Raw genomic sequence first — 19,247 nt, forward strand, 5'->3', positions numbered from 1 at the left:
TCATATTCGTCTCAGATTGCAACAAGCCGCCTGATCTTGCCGCGCGGGCCCTTGCGGGAGGCTTACTTCCCAGCCATTTGATCGGCCAGCGCCTGCGCCTGGGCGAGCAGCGCCGGGAAAGCCGTGTCAGCCGGCAGGCGCTGCGCCATGCAGGCCCGGTAGTCGCTGTCGCCCTTGTCCCAGGCGGCGTTGGAGGAATCGAACGCTTTTTCGTCCTTCAGATCCGACGCCTGGTAGGCCTCCTGGAATTTCTGCGCGGCGGCGTCCGCAGCAGCCCACACGGCGTCGCAAGCGGTGATCTTCGGAACTGCAGGGGCTGCCGGCGCTGCGATAATTCTCACGCTGTTGCCTTTGACGAGCGTAACGATGACTTCCTGCTCATAGATCGGCCCGACGTCCTGCGTCCAGCCGCCGAGCCGTGCGAAGGCGATGTCGGCGCCCTCGGGCTTCTTCAATGGAAAGTCGAGCGTTCCCTCGAAGGCGGCGTCGCTGTTGATCGCCTGGGTATAGAAGGCATCCAGCTTAAGCGCCTCATCGATGCCAGCGGGCAGTTTGAAACTCTCGTCGGTCTCGGCGGTTCTGGACTGGAGCCAGCGCTCCAGCAGCCCTCGCGTCGTTGCCACCAGGCTAGGCCCGTCGTCGTCCTTGGTGTATCGCAGCCCATCGAGCATGCCATAGCCGATATCGGAATCGCTGAGGCTTTCGATATTGATTGTGCCGGTTGGCGGAAAGTCCTTGACCGCCAGCGGCCCGATAATGCCGGCAAGACGCTGCTGGAGGTCGGCCAAGGCCTTCTCGTTCTCAGCGTCGATGGTCTCGATTGCCGCGTTCGCGCTGTTCAGCGCCGCGATATCAGCAATCGCCTTGTCACGCGCGGCCACATAGTCGTCCTCCGGCGAGGCCGCGAAAGCCACGCTGCTCACCAGTGCAAACAGAAACGTCCAGACCCACCGCATGATATAAACCCTGCTCTACGTTCGATTCCAAGGATACATGACAACATTGGGCTGAAAAAAGACGGCGTTGGAGCTGCCCCCTTGAGGGAGGAGATGGCCGGCAGGCCAGAGGCGTCGTTGCGCTTGAAGCGCCGACTCTTTTGCCGCGCGAGACCACGTTAGCGCTTAACGCGCAACGACCCCTCTGTCGCGTTCGGCGACATCTCCCCTCAAGGGGGGAGATTGGCGCCTACATCACCCTTTGCGCTTCTCCACCTCCGCCTTCCTCAGCAGGAAGCGCTGGATCTTGCCGCTTGGGGTCTTCGGCAGTTCCGTGATGAACTCGACCTCGCGCGGGTAGGCGTGCGCGGAGAGCCGTTTCTTCACGTGCTGGGCAAGCTCTTCGGCGAGGTCGGGGTTGCCCTTGTAAGCCGGCACCAGCACGACGAAGGCCTTGACGATCTCTGTGCGCTGCGGATCGGGTACGCCGACCACGGCCGCCTCGTTGACCGCCGGATGCTCGATCAGCGCGCTTTCGACGTCGAACGGGCCGATGCGATAGCCGGCCGAAGTGATGACATCGTCGGCGCGGCCGATGAAGGAGACCGAACCGTCCGGCTCGTACTCCACCGTGTCGCCCGTGCGGTAGTAGCCGCCCCTGATCGCCGGCGTCTCGGCTTGGTGATAGCCGTCGAACCAGCGCAGCGGCGACTTCGCGATGTCGACGGCGAGGATGCCGGGCTGGTTGGGGCCGAGCTCGTTGCCGGCCTCGTCCAGTACCACCATGCGATATCCGGGCATGGCGAAGCCGGCCGAGCCCGCGCGCACGACATGCGAGAGCCCATGATGGTTGTTGACCATCATGCCGTTCTCGGTCTGGCCGTAATGGTCGTGAATGGGCGCGGCGAGATTTGCGTCGAACCAGCGGATGACTTCCGGGTTGAGCGGCTCGCCGGCGCTGCTCACCACGCGCAGTCTGCCTTTGACACGGGCCGCAGCTTCCGCGCCTTCCGCCATCAGCAGGCGATAGGCGGTCGGCGAGCCGGCAAGGCTGGTGACGCCGAGCCACTCGATGATGTCGTAAGTGCTCTTGGCGTTGAAGGCGCCTTCATGGAAGGTCGTGGCGATGCCGAGCTGCAACGGGCCGGTGATGGCGTAATAGAGGCCGTAGGCCCAGCCGGGGTCCGCGATGTTCCAGAAGATGTCGTCGGGCAGCAAGCCGATCGCGTCGCGCATATAGGCGCCGAAGGCGAGCAGGGCGCGAAGCGGCACCGGGACGCCCTTGGGCAGGCCGGTCGTTCCCGACGTCGACATCATCATGAACAAATCGTCGCCCTTGCGCATCACCGGCTGGCAGTCGGGCGAGGCGGTGCCAAGCGCGGCGCGGAAATCGATGTCGCCTGCAGGCAGCACATCGCCATTGCCAAGGATGGTGGCGATTTGCGCTGATGTCTCGACCTCGTCGAGCTTGCCGCGATTGGCCGGGTTGGTGACCACGATCCTGGCGCCGCTATAGCCGAGACGGTGCTCGATGGCCTTCGGGCCGAAGGCGGTGAACAGCGGCTGGTAGACCGCCCCGATGCGCCATGTCCCGAGGATCAGCGCCACCAGTTCGGGGACGCGCGGCAGCATGCCGGCGACGACATCGCCGGCACCGACGCCGGCGGCCTTGAGCACATTGGCGGCGCGCCCCGACATGTCGGCGAGATCGTCGAAGCTGAATTCGCGAAGCTCGCCGCCGGCCGAGATCGCGCGCAGCGCCAGCCGGTCTTCTCCGGTGTAGCGGCCGCAGCATTCGACATAGGCATTGATGCCGGTTCCAGGGTTGCCATACAACCGCGCGATCTCATCTTCGATGCGAAAGCGCTGAACGGCATCCTCATAGCGCGGCATTTTGCTCATCGCAGTCCTCCCTAGGCGGCGCCCATCTCCCCTTGGAGCGCCTTATCGGTCAGATTGCCTGAAATTGCTGCGCTGGTCGATTACGGCGATAGTCGGGGAATGCGAAGGATCGCAGCGCAGCGACAATCCGCGCCGAGCCACTGCTGTTGACCGAACCGTCCATCCGGCCGATAGCACCGCCAGAATTGCCTCGAGGCCCCAATGATCCCAGACTCAACTTTCGATGACGCGGCCATCGCCGACGAAGGACGCGATGCTGACATCGCCTGGCAAAACGACATCCGCGCGGGCGTGCGCCACGTCCGCGATCTCGCCTCGCTGCCGCTGTCACCCGCCGAGCGCGCGGCGGCGCAGGAGGCGGCTACGCGCCACAAGGTGCGTGCCCCCAAAACCTATCTCGACCTGATCGACTGGAACGATCCCGCCGATCCGATCCGCGCGCAAATCATTCCATCGCCGGATGAGCTGACCGAAACGGAAGGCGAGCTCGACGATCCGATCGCCGACCATGCCTTCAGTCCGGTGCCGCGACTGACGCACCGCCACGCCGACCGCGTGCTGTTGTTTGCGACCTACCAATGCGCGGTCTATTGCCGCTTCTGCTTCCGCAAGGAGTCTCTGACCTCGATCGGCCGCGGCTACACGCGCGAGGCGCTCGAAGACGCCTTTGCCTATATCGAAGCCCATACCGAAATCCGCGAAGTGATCCTGACCGGCGGCGATCCGCTGTCGCTGCCGGACAAGGCGCTGGCCGAAATCCGCGCCCGCATCGAGACGATCGCGCATGTCAGGCTGCTGCGCATCCACACACGCGTGCCTGTCGTGCTGCCCGCGCGCATCACGCCGGGGCTGGTTGGCGCCTTGCGGGGCCGGCTGATGGTCACAATCGTCACCCATTTCAACCATGCGCGGGAGATCACGCCGGCCACCGAATTGGCCTGCCGCGTCATGCGCCAGGCAGGCTTCGTGCTGCTCAACCAGAGTGTCCTGCTCAAGGGCGTCAACGACACGGTCGAGGTGCTGGAGGAACTCTGCCGCGAACTGATGTACCGGCTCGGGGTCAAACCCTATTACCTGCACCATGGCGACCTCGCGCGCGGCATGGCGCACAGGCGCACCACGATTGCGCAGGGACAGGCGCTGGCCGGCGCGCTGCGCGCCCGCCTGTCGGGCATCTGCAATCCGGTCTATGTGCTGGACCTGCCGGAAGGCGGCGGCAAGGTGCCGCTCGGGCCATGCCATGTCGAGGGACGGGACGGGCAGGATTGGCGCATCCGCGGCCAGGATGGCGAGGTGAGGGTATATCGGGACGTGGTGGTGTAGGCACGGCGCAGCGGCGACGATGACCGCCGCCGTCACATTGTCGATCGGGATGACCATCGCACCAAACTCTCGCCACTACGCGTTCGCCTGCATTCCGTATGTTGACATAAAGATATCCTTATGTGATGGTTGTCGCCTCAAGGATAAAAAATGTCGCAGAATTCTGCATCGCTGGACGCATTGTTCGGCCCCGTCGCGGCAAAGCCCGATGGGTCCGAAGTGCTTGCGGCGCTGACGGCAGCGGCACGCGAGCGCATCCTCATCCTCGACGGCGCCATGGGCACGCAGATCCAGGGTCTCGGCTTCGACGAAGAGCATTTCCGCGGCGAGGCTTTCGCGGGCTGCGCCTGCCACCAGCAGGGCAACAACGACCTCTTGATCCTGACGCAGCCGAAGGCGATCGAGGAAATACATTATCAATACGCCATCTCTGGCGCCGATATCCTCGAGACCAACACCTTCTCCTCGACCTCGATCGCCCAGGCCGATTACGGCATGGAGGATGCCGTCTACGCGCTGAACCGGGACGGCGCGCGACTGGTGCGTCGGGCAGCGGCGAGGGCACAGCAGGAAGACGGCAAGCGGCGCTTCGTCGCCGGCGCGGTCGGGCCGACCAACCGCACCGCCTCGATGTCCCCCGACGTCAACAATCCCGGCTACCGCACCGTCACCTTCGATGAATTGCGCCTGGCTTATGGCGAGCAGCTGCGCGGCCTGATCGACGGTGGCGCCGACATCATTCTCATTGAAACCATCTTCGACACGCTGAACGCCAAGGCGGCAATCTTCGCCTGCAACGAGATATTCATCGAAAAGGGCGTGCACCTGCCGGTGATGATTTCGGGCACCATCACCGATCTCTCCGGCCGCACGCTGTCGGGCCAGACGCCGACCGCCTTCTGGCATTCGGTGCGCCATGCCAACCCCTTCACCATCGGCCTCAACTGCGCGCTCGGCGCCAATGCGATGCGCGCGCATCTGGCCGAAATTTCAGGCGCCGCCGACACCTTCGTCTGCGCCTATCCGAATGCCGGCCTGCCCAATGAATTCGGCCGCTATGACGAGAGCCCGGACTTCATGGCCGCGCAGATCGAGGATTTCGCGCGGGGAGGGCTCGTCAACGTCGTCGGCGGCTGCTGCGGCTCGACGCCGGAGCACATCCGGGCGATTGCCGAGGCTGTCAAAAAGTATCCGCCGCGCGCAATTCCCGAGATCGAGCGCAAGATGCGCCTGTCCGGGTTGGAGCCGTTCACGCTGACCGACGAGATCCCCTTCGTCAATGTCGGCGAGCGCACCAATGTCACCGGCTCGGCCAGGTTCCGAAAACTGATCACGGCGGGCGACTATGTCCCCGCGCTCGACGTGGCGCGCGACCAGGTCGCCAATGGCGCCCAGATCATCGACATCAACATGGACGAAGGCCTGATCGATTCGAAAAAGGCGATGGTCGAATATCTCAACCTCATCGCCGCCGAGCCTGATATCGCCCGTGTCCCGGTGATGGTCGACTCCTCGAAATGGGAGATCATCGAGGCCGGGCTTAAATGCGTGCAGGGCAAGCCGCTGGTCAATTCCATCTCGATGAAGGAAGGCGAGGAAGCGTTCCTGCACCACGCGAAACTGGTGCGCGCCTATGGCGCGGCCGTGGTCGTCATGGCCTTCGACGAGGCCGGTCAGGCCGACACCAAGGCGCGCAAGGTCGAGATCTGCACCCGCGCCTACAAGCTGCTCACCGAACAGGCCGGCTTCCCGCCCGAAGACATCGTCTTCGACCCCAACGTCTTCGCGGTCGCCACCGGCATCGAGGAGCACGACAATTACGGCGTCGACTTCATCGAGGCCACCGGCGAGATCACCGCCACGCTGCCGCATGTGCATATCTCGGGCGGCGTCTCGAACCTGTCCTTCTCCTTCCGCGGCAACGAGCCGGTGCGCGAGGCGATGCACGCCGTGTTTCTCTATCACGCCATCCAGCGCGGCATGGATATGGGCATCGTCAATGCCGGTCAGCTCGCCGTCTACGACACGATCGAGCCGGAGCTGCGCGAAGCGTGCGAGGATGTCGTGCTCAACCGCGTGCCCAGGGCCGGCGGCACCGCCACCGAACGCATGCTGGAGATCGCCGAGCGCTTCAAGGGCACCGCCGGCAAGGAAGCCAGGGAGCGCGATCTCGCCTGGCGCGACTGGACAGTCGAGCGGCGGATTTCGCATGCGCTGGTCAACGGCATCACCGAATTCATCGACGCCGACACCGAGGAAGCGCGCCTCGCATCCGAGCGGCCGCTGCATGTCATCGAAGGCCCGCTGATGGCCGGCATGAATGTCGTCGGCGATCTGTTCGGCGCTGGAAAGATGTTTCTGCCGCAAGTGGTGAAGTCGGCGCGCGTGATGAAGCAGGCGGTGGCCGGATTGCTGCCGCACATGGAGGCCGAAAAACTGGCCAACGCCGCCAATGGCATCGACAATGGCGAGCGCCAGACGGCCGGCAAAATCCTGATGGCGACTGTAAAGGGCGATGTCCACGACATCGGCAAGAACATCGTCGGCGTCGTTCTGGCCTGCAACAATTACGAGATCATCGATCTCGGCGTCATGGTGCCGGCGGCAAAGATCCTGCAGACGGCGCGTGAGCAAAATGTCGACATCATCGGCCTGTCCGGCCTGATCACCCCGTCGCTGGACGAGATGGTGCACATGGCCGCCGAGATGGAGCGTGAAGGCTTCGACATTCCGCTGCTGATCGGCGGCGCCACCACCAGCCGCGTGCACACGGCGGTGAAGATCCACCCGCGCTATTCCAAAGGACAGACGGTCTATGTCAACGACGCCAGCCGGGCGGTCGGCGTCGTCTCGTCCTTGCTGTCGAAGGAGACCAAGGGCGGCTACGTCGACACAGTGCGGGCCGAGTACAAAAAGGTCGCCGACGCGCATGCCCGCTCCGAGGCCGACAAGCAGCGGCTGCCGCTGGCAAAGGCCAGGGCCAATGCGCACAGGGTGGACTGGTCCGCCTATGAACCGCCGAAGCCGTCCTTCACCGGCGTGAAAGTGTTCGAGAACTGGGACCTGACTGAGCTCTCGCGCTACATCGACTGGACGCCGTTCTTCCAGACCTGGGAGCTGAAGGGGCGCTATCCCAAGATCCTCGATGACGAGAAGCAGGGACCGGCGGCGCGCCAGCTGTTCGAGGATGCGCAGGCGATGCTGAAAAAGATCATCGCGGAAAAATGGTTCGCGCCGCGCGCCGTCATCGGCTTCTGGCCGGCGAACGCCGTCGGCGACGACATCAGGCTGTTCACGGATGAGGCACGCTCGCAGGAACTGGCAACCTTCTTCACGCTGCGCCAGCAACTGACCAAGCGCGACGGCAAGGCCAATGTCGCGCTGTCGGATTTCGTCGCGCCGGCCGACAGCGGCAAGCCGGACTATATCGGCGGCTTCATCGTCACCGCGGGGATCGAGGAGGTGGCGATATCAGAGCGCTTCGAGCGCGCCAATGACGATTATTCCTCGATCATGGTCAAGGCGCTGGCCGATCGTTTCGCCGAAGCGTTCGCCGAGCGCATGCACGAGAAGGTGCGCAAGGAATTCTGGGGCTATGCATCAGACGAGACGCTGGCGCCCGACGAACTGGTCGGCGAGCCCTATCGCGGCATCCGCCCGGCGCCCGGCTATCCCGCGCAGCCCGATCATACCGAGAAGGCGACCTTGTTCCGGCTGCTCGACGGCGAGCGCAATGTCGGCGTCAGCCTGACCGAGAGCTATGCGATGTGGCCGGGCTCCTCGGTCTCCGGCATCTATCTCGCCCATCCCGAAAGCTATTATTTCGGCGTCGCCAAGGTCGAGCGCGACCAGGTCGAGGACTATGCCCGCCGCAAAGCCATGCCGCTGGCCGATGTCGAGCGCTGGCTCGGCCCGATCCTCAACTATGTCCCTCAGCACTATGCCGAGGCGGCGGAATAGCGGCTGCGACGTGGCCCAATGGCTGCTCGACCGCTCCCTTGATTTTTCACCGTCGAAAAAAATCGCGCCGCACCCGGTTCTCGGCGAGCTGCCGGTTGTCGGTCGGTCAGACTTAGGTCCCTCGCGCCTGCTTTTCTGGAACAAGCCGTGATGTCCCGCATTTTATTGGCAGGGACACAAGGAGTGTCGAGTGAAAGCGATTTTGGGACTGGTCGGCGGCTTCGTGCTGACCCTTGCGGTGTTCGGCAGCGGGCTGGTTTTCGCAGCCTGGCTGCTTGCCGCCAAGCCTGTGCGGGAGGCAAGGCCCACCGTCAGCGTGGCGGAACTGTGGACCCGGAAAGCGCGGCCGGTGGACAAGACGGCGCAGGACTTCGAACGTGTGCCGCCCGAGCAGTCCGCGCCTGCCGACATCGCCGCCAAGGAGCCAGCCCAGGACCCGGCCAGGCAGCAGCCCGATCCCACAGTCACCGGCGCCATCGCGCGGACCGAACTGCCGCCGCCGCATCTCGCCTGGTGCGCCAGCCGATACCGCTCCTACGATCCCGACGACAACAGCTACATGTCCTATAGCGGACAGCAGCGCACCTGCGTATCGCCCTATCTCGCCGCCGACCGCGTCGCGCCGCGAGAGGCAAGCTACGTCGAGGGCGCGGGCGCCTACGCGGCCGCCGGCGGCGACCATGTCGAATCCTGCTTCAGCCGCTATCGCTCCTACCGTCCGGAAGACAACAGCTACCAGCCATATTCCGGCGGGCCGAGACGGCAATGCGAATAGCCAGCGCGAAGGGCGCCGCAACGATTGCGACCGCGCGATTTCTGGGATCGTTCGGATCGTCCTCAAAGCCCAGGGGAGGAACCACCATGGAAGACGACCGGCATCACAAGATACAGCAGCGCGCCTATCAGATCTGGGAGCGCGAAGGCACTGGCGACCCCGAGCATCACTGGCACCGGGCCGAGGCCGAAATCGACCGCGAAGCAGCCCTGCCGCTGACCGCAGACGACGCCCTGCCGCGCGAGATCGCCAGCACCGACGTGCTGACCGTCGAGGAACTCGCCGTGCGCACCGGCATATCGGGCGACGAGGCGCAGGAGTTGATCGACAGACTGGGCACGGACAGGGCGGCGGTTGAGCAGGCGGCGAGGGGGAGCGAGGGAAAGAGGCGGGCAAAGGCATGATCAGAGGCCTAGGACGATCTTTCAGAGTGTCTTGTTGACACTTATCACTTTGGCAGTCGCGACAGGGGCCGTCATTCTCTGACAGCTTTGCGCCTAAATTGATCCGTGCTGGCCATAGCAACATCCGTAAGCGGACGGTGCCGATGCCGGCGAAGCAGCCCAGATGCCGCGATACGAAGTGCCAACCACTTCGCGGCACCAGCGTGCCTGTAGACACTCTCGCCACTTTCTCTATACGACGTCGAGACGGGGTGGCGAGCAACGATGATCACAGTGTTGGTGCACGAGTTGAATCAGACGCCGATGCGGCGGCTGATTTCGTCGGCAGGGCACTTGTTGCCGCTTTTGCGCATGGAAACCTATCAGTCAGTCTTCCGCCGACTAAACTTTCCCGCGGGTACCTTGGTTTTTACTGATTTTGAGTATCTGAATGGCATGGAAATGATGGCGGCGGCGGATATTGCTGAAGCCGCAAAGCGCGCCGACCCTGATGCTCGAATTCTAAACCATCCCGCGACTGTCCTGGAGCGGTTCGCCCTGCTCCGCCGGCTTCGTATTAGAGGAATCAACCCGGTCGAAGTATCGCGTCTGGAGCAGGATGAGCGACCAACCCGTTACCCTGTTTTTATCCGGATGGAAGATGGCTTTTGGGGGCCGGAAACCAAGCTTCTGGAAAACCCACGCCAACTTGAAGAGGCGATCGCCGTGCTCCAGGGCAACGCCAAGCCGATGAAGCGGCGCATCGCCGTCTCCTTTGAAGCCGATCGCGATTCGAACGGCTACTATCGAAAGTATGGCGCATTCCGCATTGGGGACGCGATTGTGTCCCAGCACATACTTAGGTCCGTCGACTGGAACGTTAAGTCATCGGCAAGCAGCACCGACCCGGATTTCGTGCGCGAGGAACTCGCCTTCGTAAAGGACAATCCGCACGCTGAGGACCTGCTTCGCGCCTGCAATACGGGCCATATCCAGTTCGGCCGCGTGGACTACACGTTGCGAGACGGCGCATTGGTGATATTCGAGGTCAACCCCAATCCGACTTTTCCGAAGTTCAAAGGTGGCGCAGCCGCCCGTGAGGAACGACGTAGCCACATTATCGCGGCGTTGAAAGTTGCATTCGAGGCAATCGACAGTTCCGGCACCGGGAGAATCGACTTCCTGCCTTCAGCCGGATCTTACCAATTCATTCAGTCGGGCCGCTGGATATGGCCGGTGAGATGGCTTTGGAGAACAAGAATGGTCCGGCGAAGGAAGATGCAATCGCAATGAACGGCCCGCGAGAAAGCCCACCGGCAGGACAACGGCTCTCGATTTACACCGACGAACCACTCACGCAACTTGCCCGTTTTTCGTTTGATTGGGCTGAGGTGCTGTGTGACCCGAGCCATGGGTGTATGCCCTACCATCGCACGTGGAGCATGATCCGCCTGCTGGAATCGAAAGGTGCCAAGCCGGCCGGCGGGGGGTTCTTTGGACGTGAATTGGCTGCCGTGGCCCAGGAGGGACGCTGTCGGATTCTCCTGTCGGGCGCGGCCGACACCGGCCTGGCGGCAATGGTTCTGGGCCAAACGAGGCCGGTCGGCATCGAGCCCGAATTTGTGCTGATCGATCGCTGTGAAACGACGGTCGAACAGAACAGGCTGTTTGCCCGCTCCGCCGGTTTTGCGCTCGAGACCCACCGCGCCGACATTCGCGGTTGCGACTGTGCGCCGGTGCAGGCAGTTGTCGCGCATAGCGTTCTTAATTTCTTCGACCGCAGCGCACGCCAGCAGGTGGTCGACAGTTGGGCGCGTAGTCTCAAGCCTGGCGGACGCCTGCTTCTCTCCCAGAGGTTGCTATCGGAAAAAGACCAGCCGAGGGGGCCTCGCGGCAGCGCTGAAATCGGCCGAAGGCTTTCGACCATCGAGAAGGCCGCCGTCGCGGCGCATTTTCCTGCCGCTGCCGTGGCGGAGCTGAAGACGGCCGTCGAAGCGCTCTGGGGTGAACCGCTGCATGAAGATCGCACTACATATTCAGACCTTGCGGATATGCTGAAGCAATCCAACCTGACGATTGTCGGCTCGGAGCAGCATCATACCGGGAAAAGCGTTTCCCCGCTTGCCGCTGCCGACAGCGTCCAGACAATTCCAAGATACGAAATCGTCGCCGTCAGGATGTAGCCCGACCACTAGAATAAGTGCGACATCGCAGAAGCGGGAAGGTCGATAGCGGCTATCCGATCGAGATAAAACCAGGTCGCCACTGCGACCGCAACCGAGGTGCAAGATGCCAGTGTCGCCGACTTCAAGGTCAGCTTCTGACCGGCTGAAATCCATACCAGGGTAAACAGGGACAGCGCCGCCGGGAGGCCCGCCAGCCAGACAGCGACCGGCAACAGGAGCATCATCATCAACGGCACACGATGGCTTTCCGGGATCGTATGGGTCCGTTCGCCTCCCTGTTTCTCGTGGCCAACAAGCGAGATCGTTTGCACAAGGGCGACCGCGAGCATCGCAAACAGACAACACCAGGCCACGGCCTGCGCGAAGATCGAATAGCCTGGCTGCCCTTGGAGCGATATCGCTGCCAGCACAGCGCATCCACCGGTCAACAGCCATGCGACTGCGGCATCGGCACGCTTTGGCTTGACACGTCGCGGCGGCAAAACACCACCGCGCACGATCCATGCGAGGGAAAGCGCGATTATGACCATGATCGTCAACGACGCCGGCCGTTGTAGAGGGTTCAGCCTGCCGACACGGGCCAACTCCACACTGAGCGCCAGGTTTCGCTCGATGAAGCCGCCCAGGACGAATGATATGACAAAAGGAATTTGCGGCCAGTCGAGGCGCTTCAGCATGTAGCCGGCCAGCCCGAAAGCGACGGCTACGTACAGATCGATCAGCAGCCCGTTTAGCTGCACGATCGTCACGAAGCTGACGACAATGATCGGGAGCGCGATGCGGTCGATCCTGAGAGCAGTCAGGCGCGCAAAATATGGTGTCAACGCCAATCCCACTGCGGACGTCAGCAAGTTCGACAGCAGCAGCGCGGTAATCAACGTGAACGTCAGGGGCAAGTCGGTCGTCAGCATCGGTATGCCCGGAACGATGCCGTGTACCGTCAGGACTGTCAGCAGGATCAAGCCGCCCTCGCTGCCGGGAAGGCCGAAGGCAACGGTCGGCAGAAGCGAGCCTCCGTCCTTCGAATCGACTGCCGCTTCCGGCGCAATGATGCCCCTGATGTCACCAGATCCGAACCTTGAGCGCTGGTCCTTGGGGGTTGTCTGGATCGCCTGCCCGTAGGCAACGAAGCTGGCGACCGTTCCTCCAACACCTGGAATGATGCCGACCAACACGCCGATGGCCGACGATCGCATTGTTAGTCCCCAATGACGAAAGACAGCAAGCATACCGGTCCAGATCGAGTCGTTCGCGTTTTCCAGGCCAGCCGCTTTTTCAAGCTGCAATCTTTTTCGCCACGAGATGATTTCAGAAACGGTGAAAAAGCCAAGCAGCAGCGCGACCATGTCGACGCCGTCGAAGAGAGCGATGCTCCCAAACGTCCAGCGTGGTTGGCCATAGGTCGGATCAGTTCCGACAAGACCGACCAAAAGCCCCAGCAGCGCCATCGCCAGCGCTTTCAGACGGGACGCGCTTGGAACCGCAATGATCGTCGACAGGCCCCATACGCCGAGCAGCACGTATTCAAACGGTCCGAATTGCAGGATGAACGGCCGAATGATCGGCATGAGCGCTATGAGGACGAGGACGCCAAAAACCGATCCGACGGCCGAGGCCGTTGCCGCGGCGGCTATCGCGGTGCGAGGCAGGCCGGCCCTGGACATCGGATGGCCGTCGAGCAGGGTTGCCGCGCTTGGCGCGTTGCCCGGTATGTTGAAGAGGATAGCCGTTATAGATCCCATGAAGGTCGCGCCGCCGGTCAGGGCGCCAAACAGCAACAACACCGATACCGGATCCCAATGCACGGTTGCGACCAGCAGAAGGGTTGCAAGGCTGGCGCCGCCAATCCCTGGAAGAAAGGACGTAGCCATGGCAACCAAGGTGCCAAGCACCGGGATCAGTATGTTCGGCCAGGAGAATACATTGCCCAGTCCAGTGCCGAGGGCAGCCCAATATCCGGTCATCAGCGCGTTGCTCGCGCATCCCGCTCGAGTTCCGGGTGTTTTTTCAGATACGCTTCCGCCTCATGGAAGGCACTGAGCATATCGTTGATCACGATGACGGTCTGGTCGGCGTCGCGCGGCTCGATTGGACGTTTCTGAGCTTCAAGCGCCACCTTGAACCCATCGCTCTTGACCGCGGCGGAGACGGCGTCACGAAGACAACCTAGCGATTTCTGCTCCATGTCGGCAGGGGCAAAAAATCCCCGCGCTGTCGCCGAAGCTTTCGCGACGGCGATGGCCAACCGCAATCGTTCTTCCTGCTTCTCCTTGGAAAGGCCTTGGCTGCGCTGCCACACCAACCCTCCTTCACCCGCCAGGAAAGCCACGCCTGGCGCGTTCGGGTCAGGTCCCTCCGTGAGAACCAGACCGACTTTGGCTTCGCCTGCGGCGGTCGAGCGCAAGCCTGTCGTCAATGAATTGGATGTCATATCGCCTTCGCCACGCAGGAGCGCGGACATGAGTGCGCCGCTGCCTTCATAGCCCGAGACCACGTCGACCTTGATATCGAGGAGGTGCGCGGTGAGCACTATCGGCAGGATGCCGGCTTCAAGCGATGAAACCGACGCGACCAGATGTTTGGCGCTTTGCAAATCGACATCGTTCCGAACGATCCACGCTTCGGGATCGATGTGAATCAGTCCTATCGGATTTAGCCGATTCGTCCAGTTGTCGACGCCAGCCGGAATGTCACCTTGCGAAATTATGTCGGAGACGCTTTCAATCATAAGGACCAGTTCGTCGGATGGCGCATTGGTTACACGCTTTAGCGCCGCAAATCCGTCTGCCGCGGGCATATTCACGACCCTGACATCGAGCTCGGTCGTGCTGGCAAGGGCCGGCGCAAATGCACGGGCATAGGTATCATAGCCGCCGCCGGCAGCGTTGGGGACAACGAGGGTGATTCGCCGGCCGGCGTAGGTGGTTGCGCAAGCGATCTCGCCGCCGCTTGCCGCGGACGGCAGGTAGATTGCCGCGGCGGTGATTGCCGCCAACGCCACACGAAAGAACTTCATCTCGCCAAGCCCCAGATTTCACCCAGTGGTGATACTTAGATAGCCCTTGCAACGCCAGCGTTGTTCCTTAGCAATCGCGCTTAGTTTCGTGAATGTCGCGGTCTGTGTCGCCAATTGGCGTCCGATCTGCCATGCGGTTATTCAGTTCATTAACCTTTCATTAACCATACCACGGCTAGCGTTTACCTCTCAGTAAGGAATCGCCCGCCGTGACCTTTGCCGCTCCCCTCGAGGCCAAATCCATTCGCTTTCGCGCCCGCTCCTTCGTCGCGTTCACGCTGACGCCGGAGGCGCCTTTGGATGTCTGGCTGGAGAGCCTCGATCGCTGGGTCGGCAACTCGCCGGGCTATTTTGCCGGGCGCCCGGTGGTGCTCGACCTGAATGTGCTGAAGCCCGATGTCGTGGCCATCGAAGCGCTGGTCGATTTGCTCGGCCAGCGCGGCATCCGCATCTATGCCATCGAGCTTGATGGCGGCGCCGAGCTTGGCGCGCATCTGCCGCCGGTGCTGGTCGGCGCCAAGGAGGCGACCACCGACGGTCTGCTGCAGCCGAGCCGCAAGGCGGGCAGGGCGGATGACGCCACGCCGGCAGGCGATACGAAGGCGGCCGGTGACATCAAGGCAGAGGCCGGCGATTTGAAGGCGGGCGACTTGAAACCGGCGAGCGATGCCAAGGCACAGCCGAAAGACGCCAAAATTGCCGCGCCGGACGCCGGCACGTTGATGATCCGCTCGCCGATCCGTTCGGGGCAGCTGATCTTCCATCCGCATGGCGATGTCATCGTGCTGGGTTCGGTCGCCTCCGGCTCCGAGATCGTCGCCACCGGTTCCATCCATGTCTATGGCACGCTGCGCGGCCGCGCTTCGGCGGGCGCTCAAGGCAACACGGCGGCGCGTGTCTTCTGCCGCAGGAACGAAGCCGAGCTTCTGTCGGTGGATGGCTGGTATTGCACCGCCGAGGAGATGGACCCGTCAGTCCGGGGCAAGCCTGTGCAGGCCTTTCTCGACAACGGCATGCTGCGCATCGCCCCTTTCAGCTAATGCGGCAGGCGCTGCTCGCGCCCGACCAACGATATAACGAACAACAACGGAGGCTTTATTGATGGGCAAGGTAGTGGTGGTCACCTCGGGCAAGGGGGGCGTCGGCAAGACGACCTCGACCGCGGCTCTGGGGGCGGCGGTCGCCAAGACCGGCAAGAAGGTGGCGCTGGTCGATTTCGACGTCGGCCTGCGAAACCTCGATTTGATCATGGGCGCCGAACGGCGCGTCGTGTTCGACCTCGTCAACGTCATCCAGGGCTCGGCAAAGCTGTCGCAGGCGCTGATCCGCGACAAGCGGGTCGAGACGCTGTTCCTGCTGCCGGCCTCGCAGACGCGCGACAAGGATGCGCTGACCGAGGAGGGCGTGGCCGAGGTCATCGGCAAGCTGCGCTCGGTCTTCGACTATGTCTTCTGCGACAGCCCGGCCGGCATCGAGCGCGGCGCGCAGCTCGCCATGCGCTTTGCCGACGAGGCGGTCATCGTCACCAATCCGGAAGTGTCGTCGGTGCGCGATTCCGACCGCATCATCGGCCTGCTCGATTCCCGCACCTTGCGCGCCGAGGAGGGCGAGCAGATCGCCAAGCATGTGCTGGTCACACGCTACGATGCGGGACGCGCCGCGCGCGGTGAAATGCTGTCGATCGACGATGTGCTGGAGATACTGTCGGTGCCGCTGCTCGGCATCATTCCGGAAAGCCAGGATGTGCTGCGCGCCTCCAACCTCGGTTCGCCGGTGACGCTGTCGGAGCCGCTGAACGCCGCTGCCAAGGCTTACATCGACGCGGCCAAGCGGCTCGAGGGCGAACAGCTGCCGGTCATCGTGCCCTTCGAGCGCAAGGGCTTCCTCGATCGTCTTTTGGGAAGGAGGGCGGCATGAACCTGCTCGACATCTTCAAGCGGCGCACCAGCGCGCCGGTGGCGCGCGAACGGCTGCAAGTGCTGCTTGCCTATGAGCGCCGCAACCGCAGCCAGCCCGATCTCGTCTCCATCCTGCGCGAAGAGATCATGGCGGTGATCGCCAAGCATGTGCAGATCGACCAGGATTATCTGCAAGTTTCGATGGACCGCGGCGAGACCATGTCGACGCTGGAGATCGACATCCAGATCCCCAACAAGAGCGCGGTGCCGCTGGCGATGGCGGGGTGAGATTGAAGCTGCTGATCTCCCCCCTTGTGGGGGAGATGGCCGGCAGGCCAGAGGGGGGCACTGTCCCGCTGGCCTGTCGATTGTTTGGCAACGGCTTGGGCCGAAGTCGGTCCTAGCCGACACGACTTGTCGAACGTAGCGATCCTTCGCGCCCCCCTCTGTCCTGCCGGACATCTCCCCCACGAGGGGGGAGATTGCGCGCCTCTTCGGCTTCGCCAACCATCGCCGTTAGCCGGCCTTTTCCGTCTCTCCAAAAAACATTCAACCAACCAGTTGACTATCTAAAATCTCGCCTCTATATTCAACTACATGGTTGAATTAGAGACGCCCCAGATGGACCAGGTTTTTCACGCCCTCGGCGACGCCACGCGCCGGAACATGCTTAACCACCTCGCCGGCGGCGAGCGTACGGTGAGCGAGTTGGCACAGCCCTTTGCCATGTCGCTGGCTGCCGCCTCCAAGCACATCAAGGCGCTGGAGCATGCCGGGCTGATCCGGCGTGAAGTGCGCGGCCGCACCCATGTCTGCCGCCTCGAGGCCCGCCCGCTGGCCACCGCCTATCAGTGGCTCGGCCAATACGCGCGTTTCTGGAACAGCCGCCTCGATGTCCTCGAACAGCTTTTGCGCGAGGAGGCGGGGCGCAAAACGTCGACAACGCCGTCAACGCCGGCACCGGCAAATCCAGAACGATCCAAGCCGGAATCACCCAAGCCAGACACATCCAGGCCAACATCATCCGAGGGAGACGACCGATGAACCAGATGAACAGCTTCGACGGCTACGCCCAGCTGATCCAGCCGGCCACGTTGAGGGTCGAACGGCTTTTACCCGGAACCAGGGAGCGCGTCTGGGAATATCTGACGCAGAGCGATCTGCGCCGCCAATGGCTGGCGGCCGGCGACATGGAGATGGAGGAAGGCTCTTCCTTCGAGCTGGTCTGGCGCAACGACGAACTGACCGACCCGCCCGGCGACAGGCCGGCCAGCTTCAGTGGCGGCGAGCAGCGGATGCACAACCAGATCGTCGAGTGCGACCCGCCGCTCAAGCTCACCATCACCTGGAACGGCAGCGGCAATGTCACGTTCGAATTGGCGCAGCGCGGCGACGACGTCTTGCTCACCCTGGTCCACCGCCGCCTGCCAGACCGCTCGAGCCTGATGATGCATGCTGCAGGCTGGCACGTGCATCTCGACCTCCTGGTTGCCCGCGTGGCGGCCGAGAAGCCCGAACCGTTCTGGGACAGCTTTAGCCGTATCGTGGCGGAATACGATCGGCGCCTGCCGGCCTGACCTGACCTAACGCATCGCCCGGTCCAACCGGGCACCATCGATCCCTTGCGCCGGATGCCGGCGCAAGGGTCGGCGAAACACGCGCCTTCGCCAGACACCGCGGCGCGTCATCGGAAGTGAAACCAGGCAACGTGCTTGCATCCCGCAAGCCCGAAGGAGGAAGTCATGCGTAAATTGATCACCGGAATGAAGATCTCCATCGACGGCAAGATGGAAGGCCCCGAAGGTTTTGCCGACTGGGTCGACAACTGGTCGGAGGAATATGGCCTGATGCCTGAGATCGACGCCTGCCTGCTCGGCGGCGTCATGTATGCCGGCTATGAGCGCTACTGGAGCGCGATCCAACAGAACGAGCCGGACCAGCCATTGCCGATGACCGGCAGACTGGTCGACCCGGCCGAACTCGAATGGGCGCGCTTTGCCGCCAAGACACCGCACTATGTGTTGTCGAACACCATGACGACGTCAGCCTGGGCCTCGACGCGCTTCCTGCGCCGCCTCGACGACGTCGCGGCGCTGAAGCGCGAGCCCGGCAAGAACATCTACCTCATGGGCGGCGCCCGCATCACCGCCAGCCTGATCGAAGCCGGCCTGGTCGATGAAATGCGGCTGATCGTCTATCCGCTGCTCGCCGGCGACGGCAAGGCGCTGTTCGGCATGGTGCACGCCCGGCACGGACTGGAACTGCGCAAGGCCGAGGCGCTTTCGGATGGACGTGTGAGCCTGGTGTATGGGCTGGCGAGCTAGCTTCTTTTCCTCTCCCTCCGGAGGGGGGAGAGGTGGCGCCGCGAAGCGGCGACGGAGTGGGGGAAGGCGGTCATGAAACCCACGGTCGCCGCAAAACAGGAGCGACGGAAGCGAGCGCGAAACGCCTGCAAGCAGGCAATCAGGCGGATGAACGGTCGCCCCCCACTGGTTCGAGCACGGCTCGACACCTCTCCCCCGATCGACGGGGGAGAGGAAATGCGTCTGTCCGAACCGGATAGATAGGTAACAGAATGGACCGATAGCATGGGTGACAGTTTTCTTGTCCGCCGGAGGACCGGCGATGGTTTGGCGAGAGACTGGCATCATGGACGAGCGGCTACGGTTTGTTGTGGAGTGTCTTTCTGGGGATGAGACGATGGTTGCGCTTTGTGCGGCCTACGGGATCTCACGCAAGAACGGCTACAAATGGCTAGGACGCTATCGGACGTTTGGGCCTGAGGGTTTGCACGACCTGCCGCGAGCCCCGCTCAATCATGGCCGGGCGACAGCTCAGGATCTGGTTGAGCGGATTGTGGCGGCCAAGG

16 protein-coding genes and 1 pseudogene are annotated in these 19,247 nt (G+C 63.0%); 13 read left to right on the forward strand and 4 right to left on the reverse strand.

What is annotated here, in order from left to right; genetic code table 11:
- Nucleotides 1-62 precede the first annotated feature (62 nt).
- Together NKJ78_RS08460 and NKJ78_RS08465 are read right to left on the reverse strand one after the other, a co-directional pair.
- Nucleotides 63-956, reverse strand: coding sequence for a hypothetical protein (locus tag NKJ78_RS08460; protein WP_352459589.1), 894 nt, complete (start codon nucleotides 954-956; stop codon nucleotides 63-65).
- Nucleotides 957-1,190: 234 nt separating this feature from the next.
- Entirely contained in the window at nucleotides 1,191-2,837 is a 1,647-nt protein-coding gene (locus NKJ78_RS08465) for an acyl-CoA synthetase (RefSeq protein WP_352459588.1), read from the reverse strand.
- Nucleotides 2,838-3,038: 201 nt separating this feature from the next.
- Between NKJ78_RS08465 and NKJ78_RS08470 the strand changes: the two genes are divergently transcribed.
- From NKJ78_RS08470 to NKJ78_RS08495, 6 genes are all read left to right on the forward strand, one after another.
- The gene (locus NKJ78_RS08470; RefSeq protein WP_031204246.1) at nucleotides 3,039-4,160 is read left to right on the forward strand and encodes a KamA family radical SAM protein; all 1,122 of its coding nucleotides are present in this window, start codon (nucleotides 3,039-3,041) and stop codon (nucleotides 4,158-4,160) included.
- 150 nt (nucleotides 4,161-4,310) lie between these two features.
- A complete protein-coding gene (metH, locus tag NKJ78_RS08475; protein WP_352562416.1) occupies nucleotides 4,311-8,120 on the forward strand; it encodes a methionine synthase in 3,810 nt (1,269 codons plus the stop codon).
- Nucleotides 8,121-8,310: 190 nt separating this feature from the next.
- Nucleotides 8,311-8,895: a BA14K family protein gene (locus NKJ78_RS08480; RefSeq protein ID WP_023738670.1), complete on the forward strand. Its 585-nt coding sequence runs from the start codon at nucleotides 8,311-8,313 to the stop codon at nucleotides 8,893-8,895.
- 86 nt (nucleotides 8,896-8,981) lie between these two features.
- On the forward strand, nucleotides 8,982-9,299 hold the full coding sequence (locus NKJ78_RS08485) for a DUF2934 domain-containing protein (RefSeq protein ID WP_023738671.1): 318 nt from the start codon (nucleotides 8,982-8,984) through the stop codon (nucleotides 9,297-9,299).
- A 264-nt stretch (nucleotides 9,300-9,563) separates the two neighbouring features.
- Nucleotides 9,564-10,571 carry a hypothetical protein gene (locus tag NKJ78_RS08490; RefSeq protein WP_023738672.1) on the forward strand — a complete coding sequence of 336 codons (1,008 nt, stop codon included), beginning with the start codon at nucleotides 9,564-9,566 and terminating at the stop codon, nucleotides 10,569-10,571.
- The gene (locus NKJ78_RS08495) at nucleotides 10,520-11,461 is read left to right on the forward strand and encodes a class I SAM-dependent methyltransferase (protein WP_196814116.1); all 942 of its coding nucleotides are present in this window, start codon (nucleotides 10,520-10,522) and stop codon (nucleotides 11,459-11,461) included. Before NKJ78_RS08490 ends, NKJ78_RS08495 begins: the two co-directional genes overlap by 52 nt.
- A gap of 8 nt (nucleotides 11,462-11,469) precedes the next feature.
- Here NKJ78_RS08495 and NKJ78_RS08500 read toward each other — a convergent pair whose 3' ends face one another.
- Together NKJ78_RS08500 and NKJ78_RS08505 are read right to left on the reverse strand one after the other, a co-directional pair.
- On the reverse strand, nucleotides 11,470-13,428 hold the full coding sequence (locus tag NKJ78_RS08500; RefSeq protein ID WP_023684806.1) for a tripartite tricarboxylate transporter permease: 1,959 nt from the start codon (nucleotides 13,426-13,428) through the stop codon (nucleotides 11,470-11,472).
- On the reverse strand, nucleotides 13,428-14,480 hold the full coding sequence (locus tag NKJ78_RS08505) for a Bug family tripartite tricarboxylate transporter substrate binding protein (RefSeq protein WP_352562417.1): 1,053 nt from the start codon (nucleotides 14,478-14,480) through the stop codon (nucleotides 13,428-13,430). Before NKJ78_RS08505 ends, NKJ78_RS08500 begins: the two co-directional genes overlap by 1 nt.
- Before the next feature lie 209 nt (nucleotides 14,481-14,689).
- On the opposite strand from NKJ78_RS08505, the gene minC reads away from it, so the two are divergent.
- The 7 genes and pseudogenes from minC to NKJ78_RS08540 all read left to right on the forward strand — a co-directional run.
- Nucleotides 14,690-15,520, forward strand: a complete 831-nt coding sequence (gene minC / locus NKJ78_RS08510) for a septum site-determining protein MinC (RefSeq protein ID WP_023715120.1) — start codon at nucleotides 14,690-14,692, stop codon at nucleotides 15,518-15,520.
- A gap of 61 nt (nucleotides 15,521-15,581) precedes the next feature.
- Entirely contained in the window at nucleotides 15,582-16,397 is an 816-nt protein-coding gene (minD, locus tag NKJ78_RS08515; protein ID WP_023670342.1) for a septum site-determining protein MinD, read from the forward strand.
- A complete protein-coding gene (minE, locus tag NKJ78_RS08520) occupies nucleotides 16,394-16,666 on the forward strand; it encodes a cell division topological specificity factor MinE (protein ID WP_023684809.1) in 273 nt (90 codons plus the stop codon). The genes minD and minE overlap by 4 nt, the downstream gene beginning before the upstream one ends.
- 309 nt (nucleotides 16,667-16,975) lie before the next feature.
- Nucleotides 16,976-17,299, forward strand: a pseudogene (locus tag NKJ78_RS08525) (ArsR/SmtB family transcription factor); the annotation flags it as partial.
- Nucleotides 17,300-17,418: 119 nt separating this feature from the next.
- On the forward strand, nucleotides 17,419-17,955 hold the full coding sequence (locus NKJ78_RS08530; RefSeq protein WP_023738676.1) for an SRPBCC family protein: 537 nt from the start codon (nucleotides 17,419-17,421) through the stop codon (nucleotides 17,953-17,955).
- 165 nt (nucleotides 17,956-18,120) lie between these two features.
- Nucleotides 18,121-18,702, forward strand: coding sequence for a dihydrofolate reductase family protein (locus NKJ78_RS08535; protein WP_023749399.1), 582 nt, complete (start codon nucleotides 18,121-18,123; stop codon nucleotides 18,700-18,702).
- A 301-nt stretch (nucleotides 18,703-19,003) separates the two neighbouring features.
- The coding region (locus NKJ78_RS08540; RefSeq protein ID WP_352562418.1) for a helix-turn-helix domain-containing protein at nucleotides 19,004-19,247 on the forward strand (244 nt) is incomplete at its 3' end.

The organism is Mesorhizobium sp. M0037, assembly GCF_040323635.1.
Taxonomy (GTDB): Bacteria; Pseudomonadota; Alphaproteobacteria; order Rhizobiales; family Rhizobiaceae; genus Mesorhizobium.

Excerpts from the sequence above, each read along its gene's own strand:
- NKJ78_RS08460 (WP_352459589.1), bottom strand. The coding sequence starts at position 956 with ATGCGGTGGGTCTGGACGTTTCTGTTTGCACTGGTGAGCAGCGTGGCT.
- NKJ78_RS08465 (WP_352459588.1), bottom strand. The coding sequence starts at position 2,837 with ATGAGCAAAATGCCGCGCTATGAGGATGCCGTTCAGCGCTTTCGCATC.
- NKJ78_RS08470 (WP_031204246.1), top strand. The coding sequence starts at position 3,039 with ATGATCCCAGACTCAACTTTCGATGACGCGGCCATCGCCGACGAAGGA.
- metH (WP_352562416.1), top strand. The coding sequence starts at position 4,311 with ATGTCGCAGAATTCTGCATCGCTGGACGCATTGTTCGGCCCCGTCGCG.
- NKJ78_RS08485 (WP_023738671.1), top strand. The coding sequence starts at position 8,982 with ATGGAAGACGACCGGCATCACAAGATACAGCAGCGCGCCTATCAGATC.
- NKJ78_RS08490 (WP_023738672.1), top strand. The coding sequence starts at position 9,564 with ATGATCACAGTGTTGGTGCACGAGTTGAATCAGACGCCGATGCGGCGG.
- NKJ78_RS08495 (WP_196814116.1), top strand. The coding sequence starts at position 10,520 with ATGGCTTTGGAGAACAAGAATGGTCCGGCGAAGGAAGATGCAATCGCA.
- NKJ78_RS08500 (WP_023684806.1), bottom strand. The coding sequence starts at position 13,428 with ATGACCGGATATTGGGCTGCCCTCGGCACTGGACTGGGCAATGTATTC.
- NKJ78_RS08505 (WP_352562417.1), bottom strand. The coding sequence starts at position 14,480 with ATGAAGTTCTTTCGTGTGGCGTTGGCGGCAATCACCGCCGCGGCAATC.
- minD (WP_023670342.1), top strand. The coding sequence starts at position 15,582 with ATGGGCAAGGTAGTGGTGGTCACCTCGGGCAAGGGGGGCGTCGGCAAG.
- minE (WP_023684809.1), top strand. The coding sequence starts at position 16,394 with ATGAACCTGCTCGACATCTTCAAGCGGCGCACCAGCGCGCCGGTGGCG.
- NKJ78_RS08530 (WP_023738676.1), top strand. The coding sequence starts at position 17,419 with ATGAACCAGATGAACAGCTTCGACGGCTACGCCCAGCTGATCCAGCCG.
- NKJ78_RS08535 (WP_023749399.1), top strand. The coding sequence starts at position 18,121 with ATGCGTAAATTGATCACCGGAATGAAGATCTCCATCGACGGCAAGATG.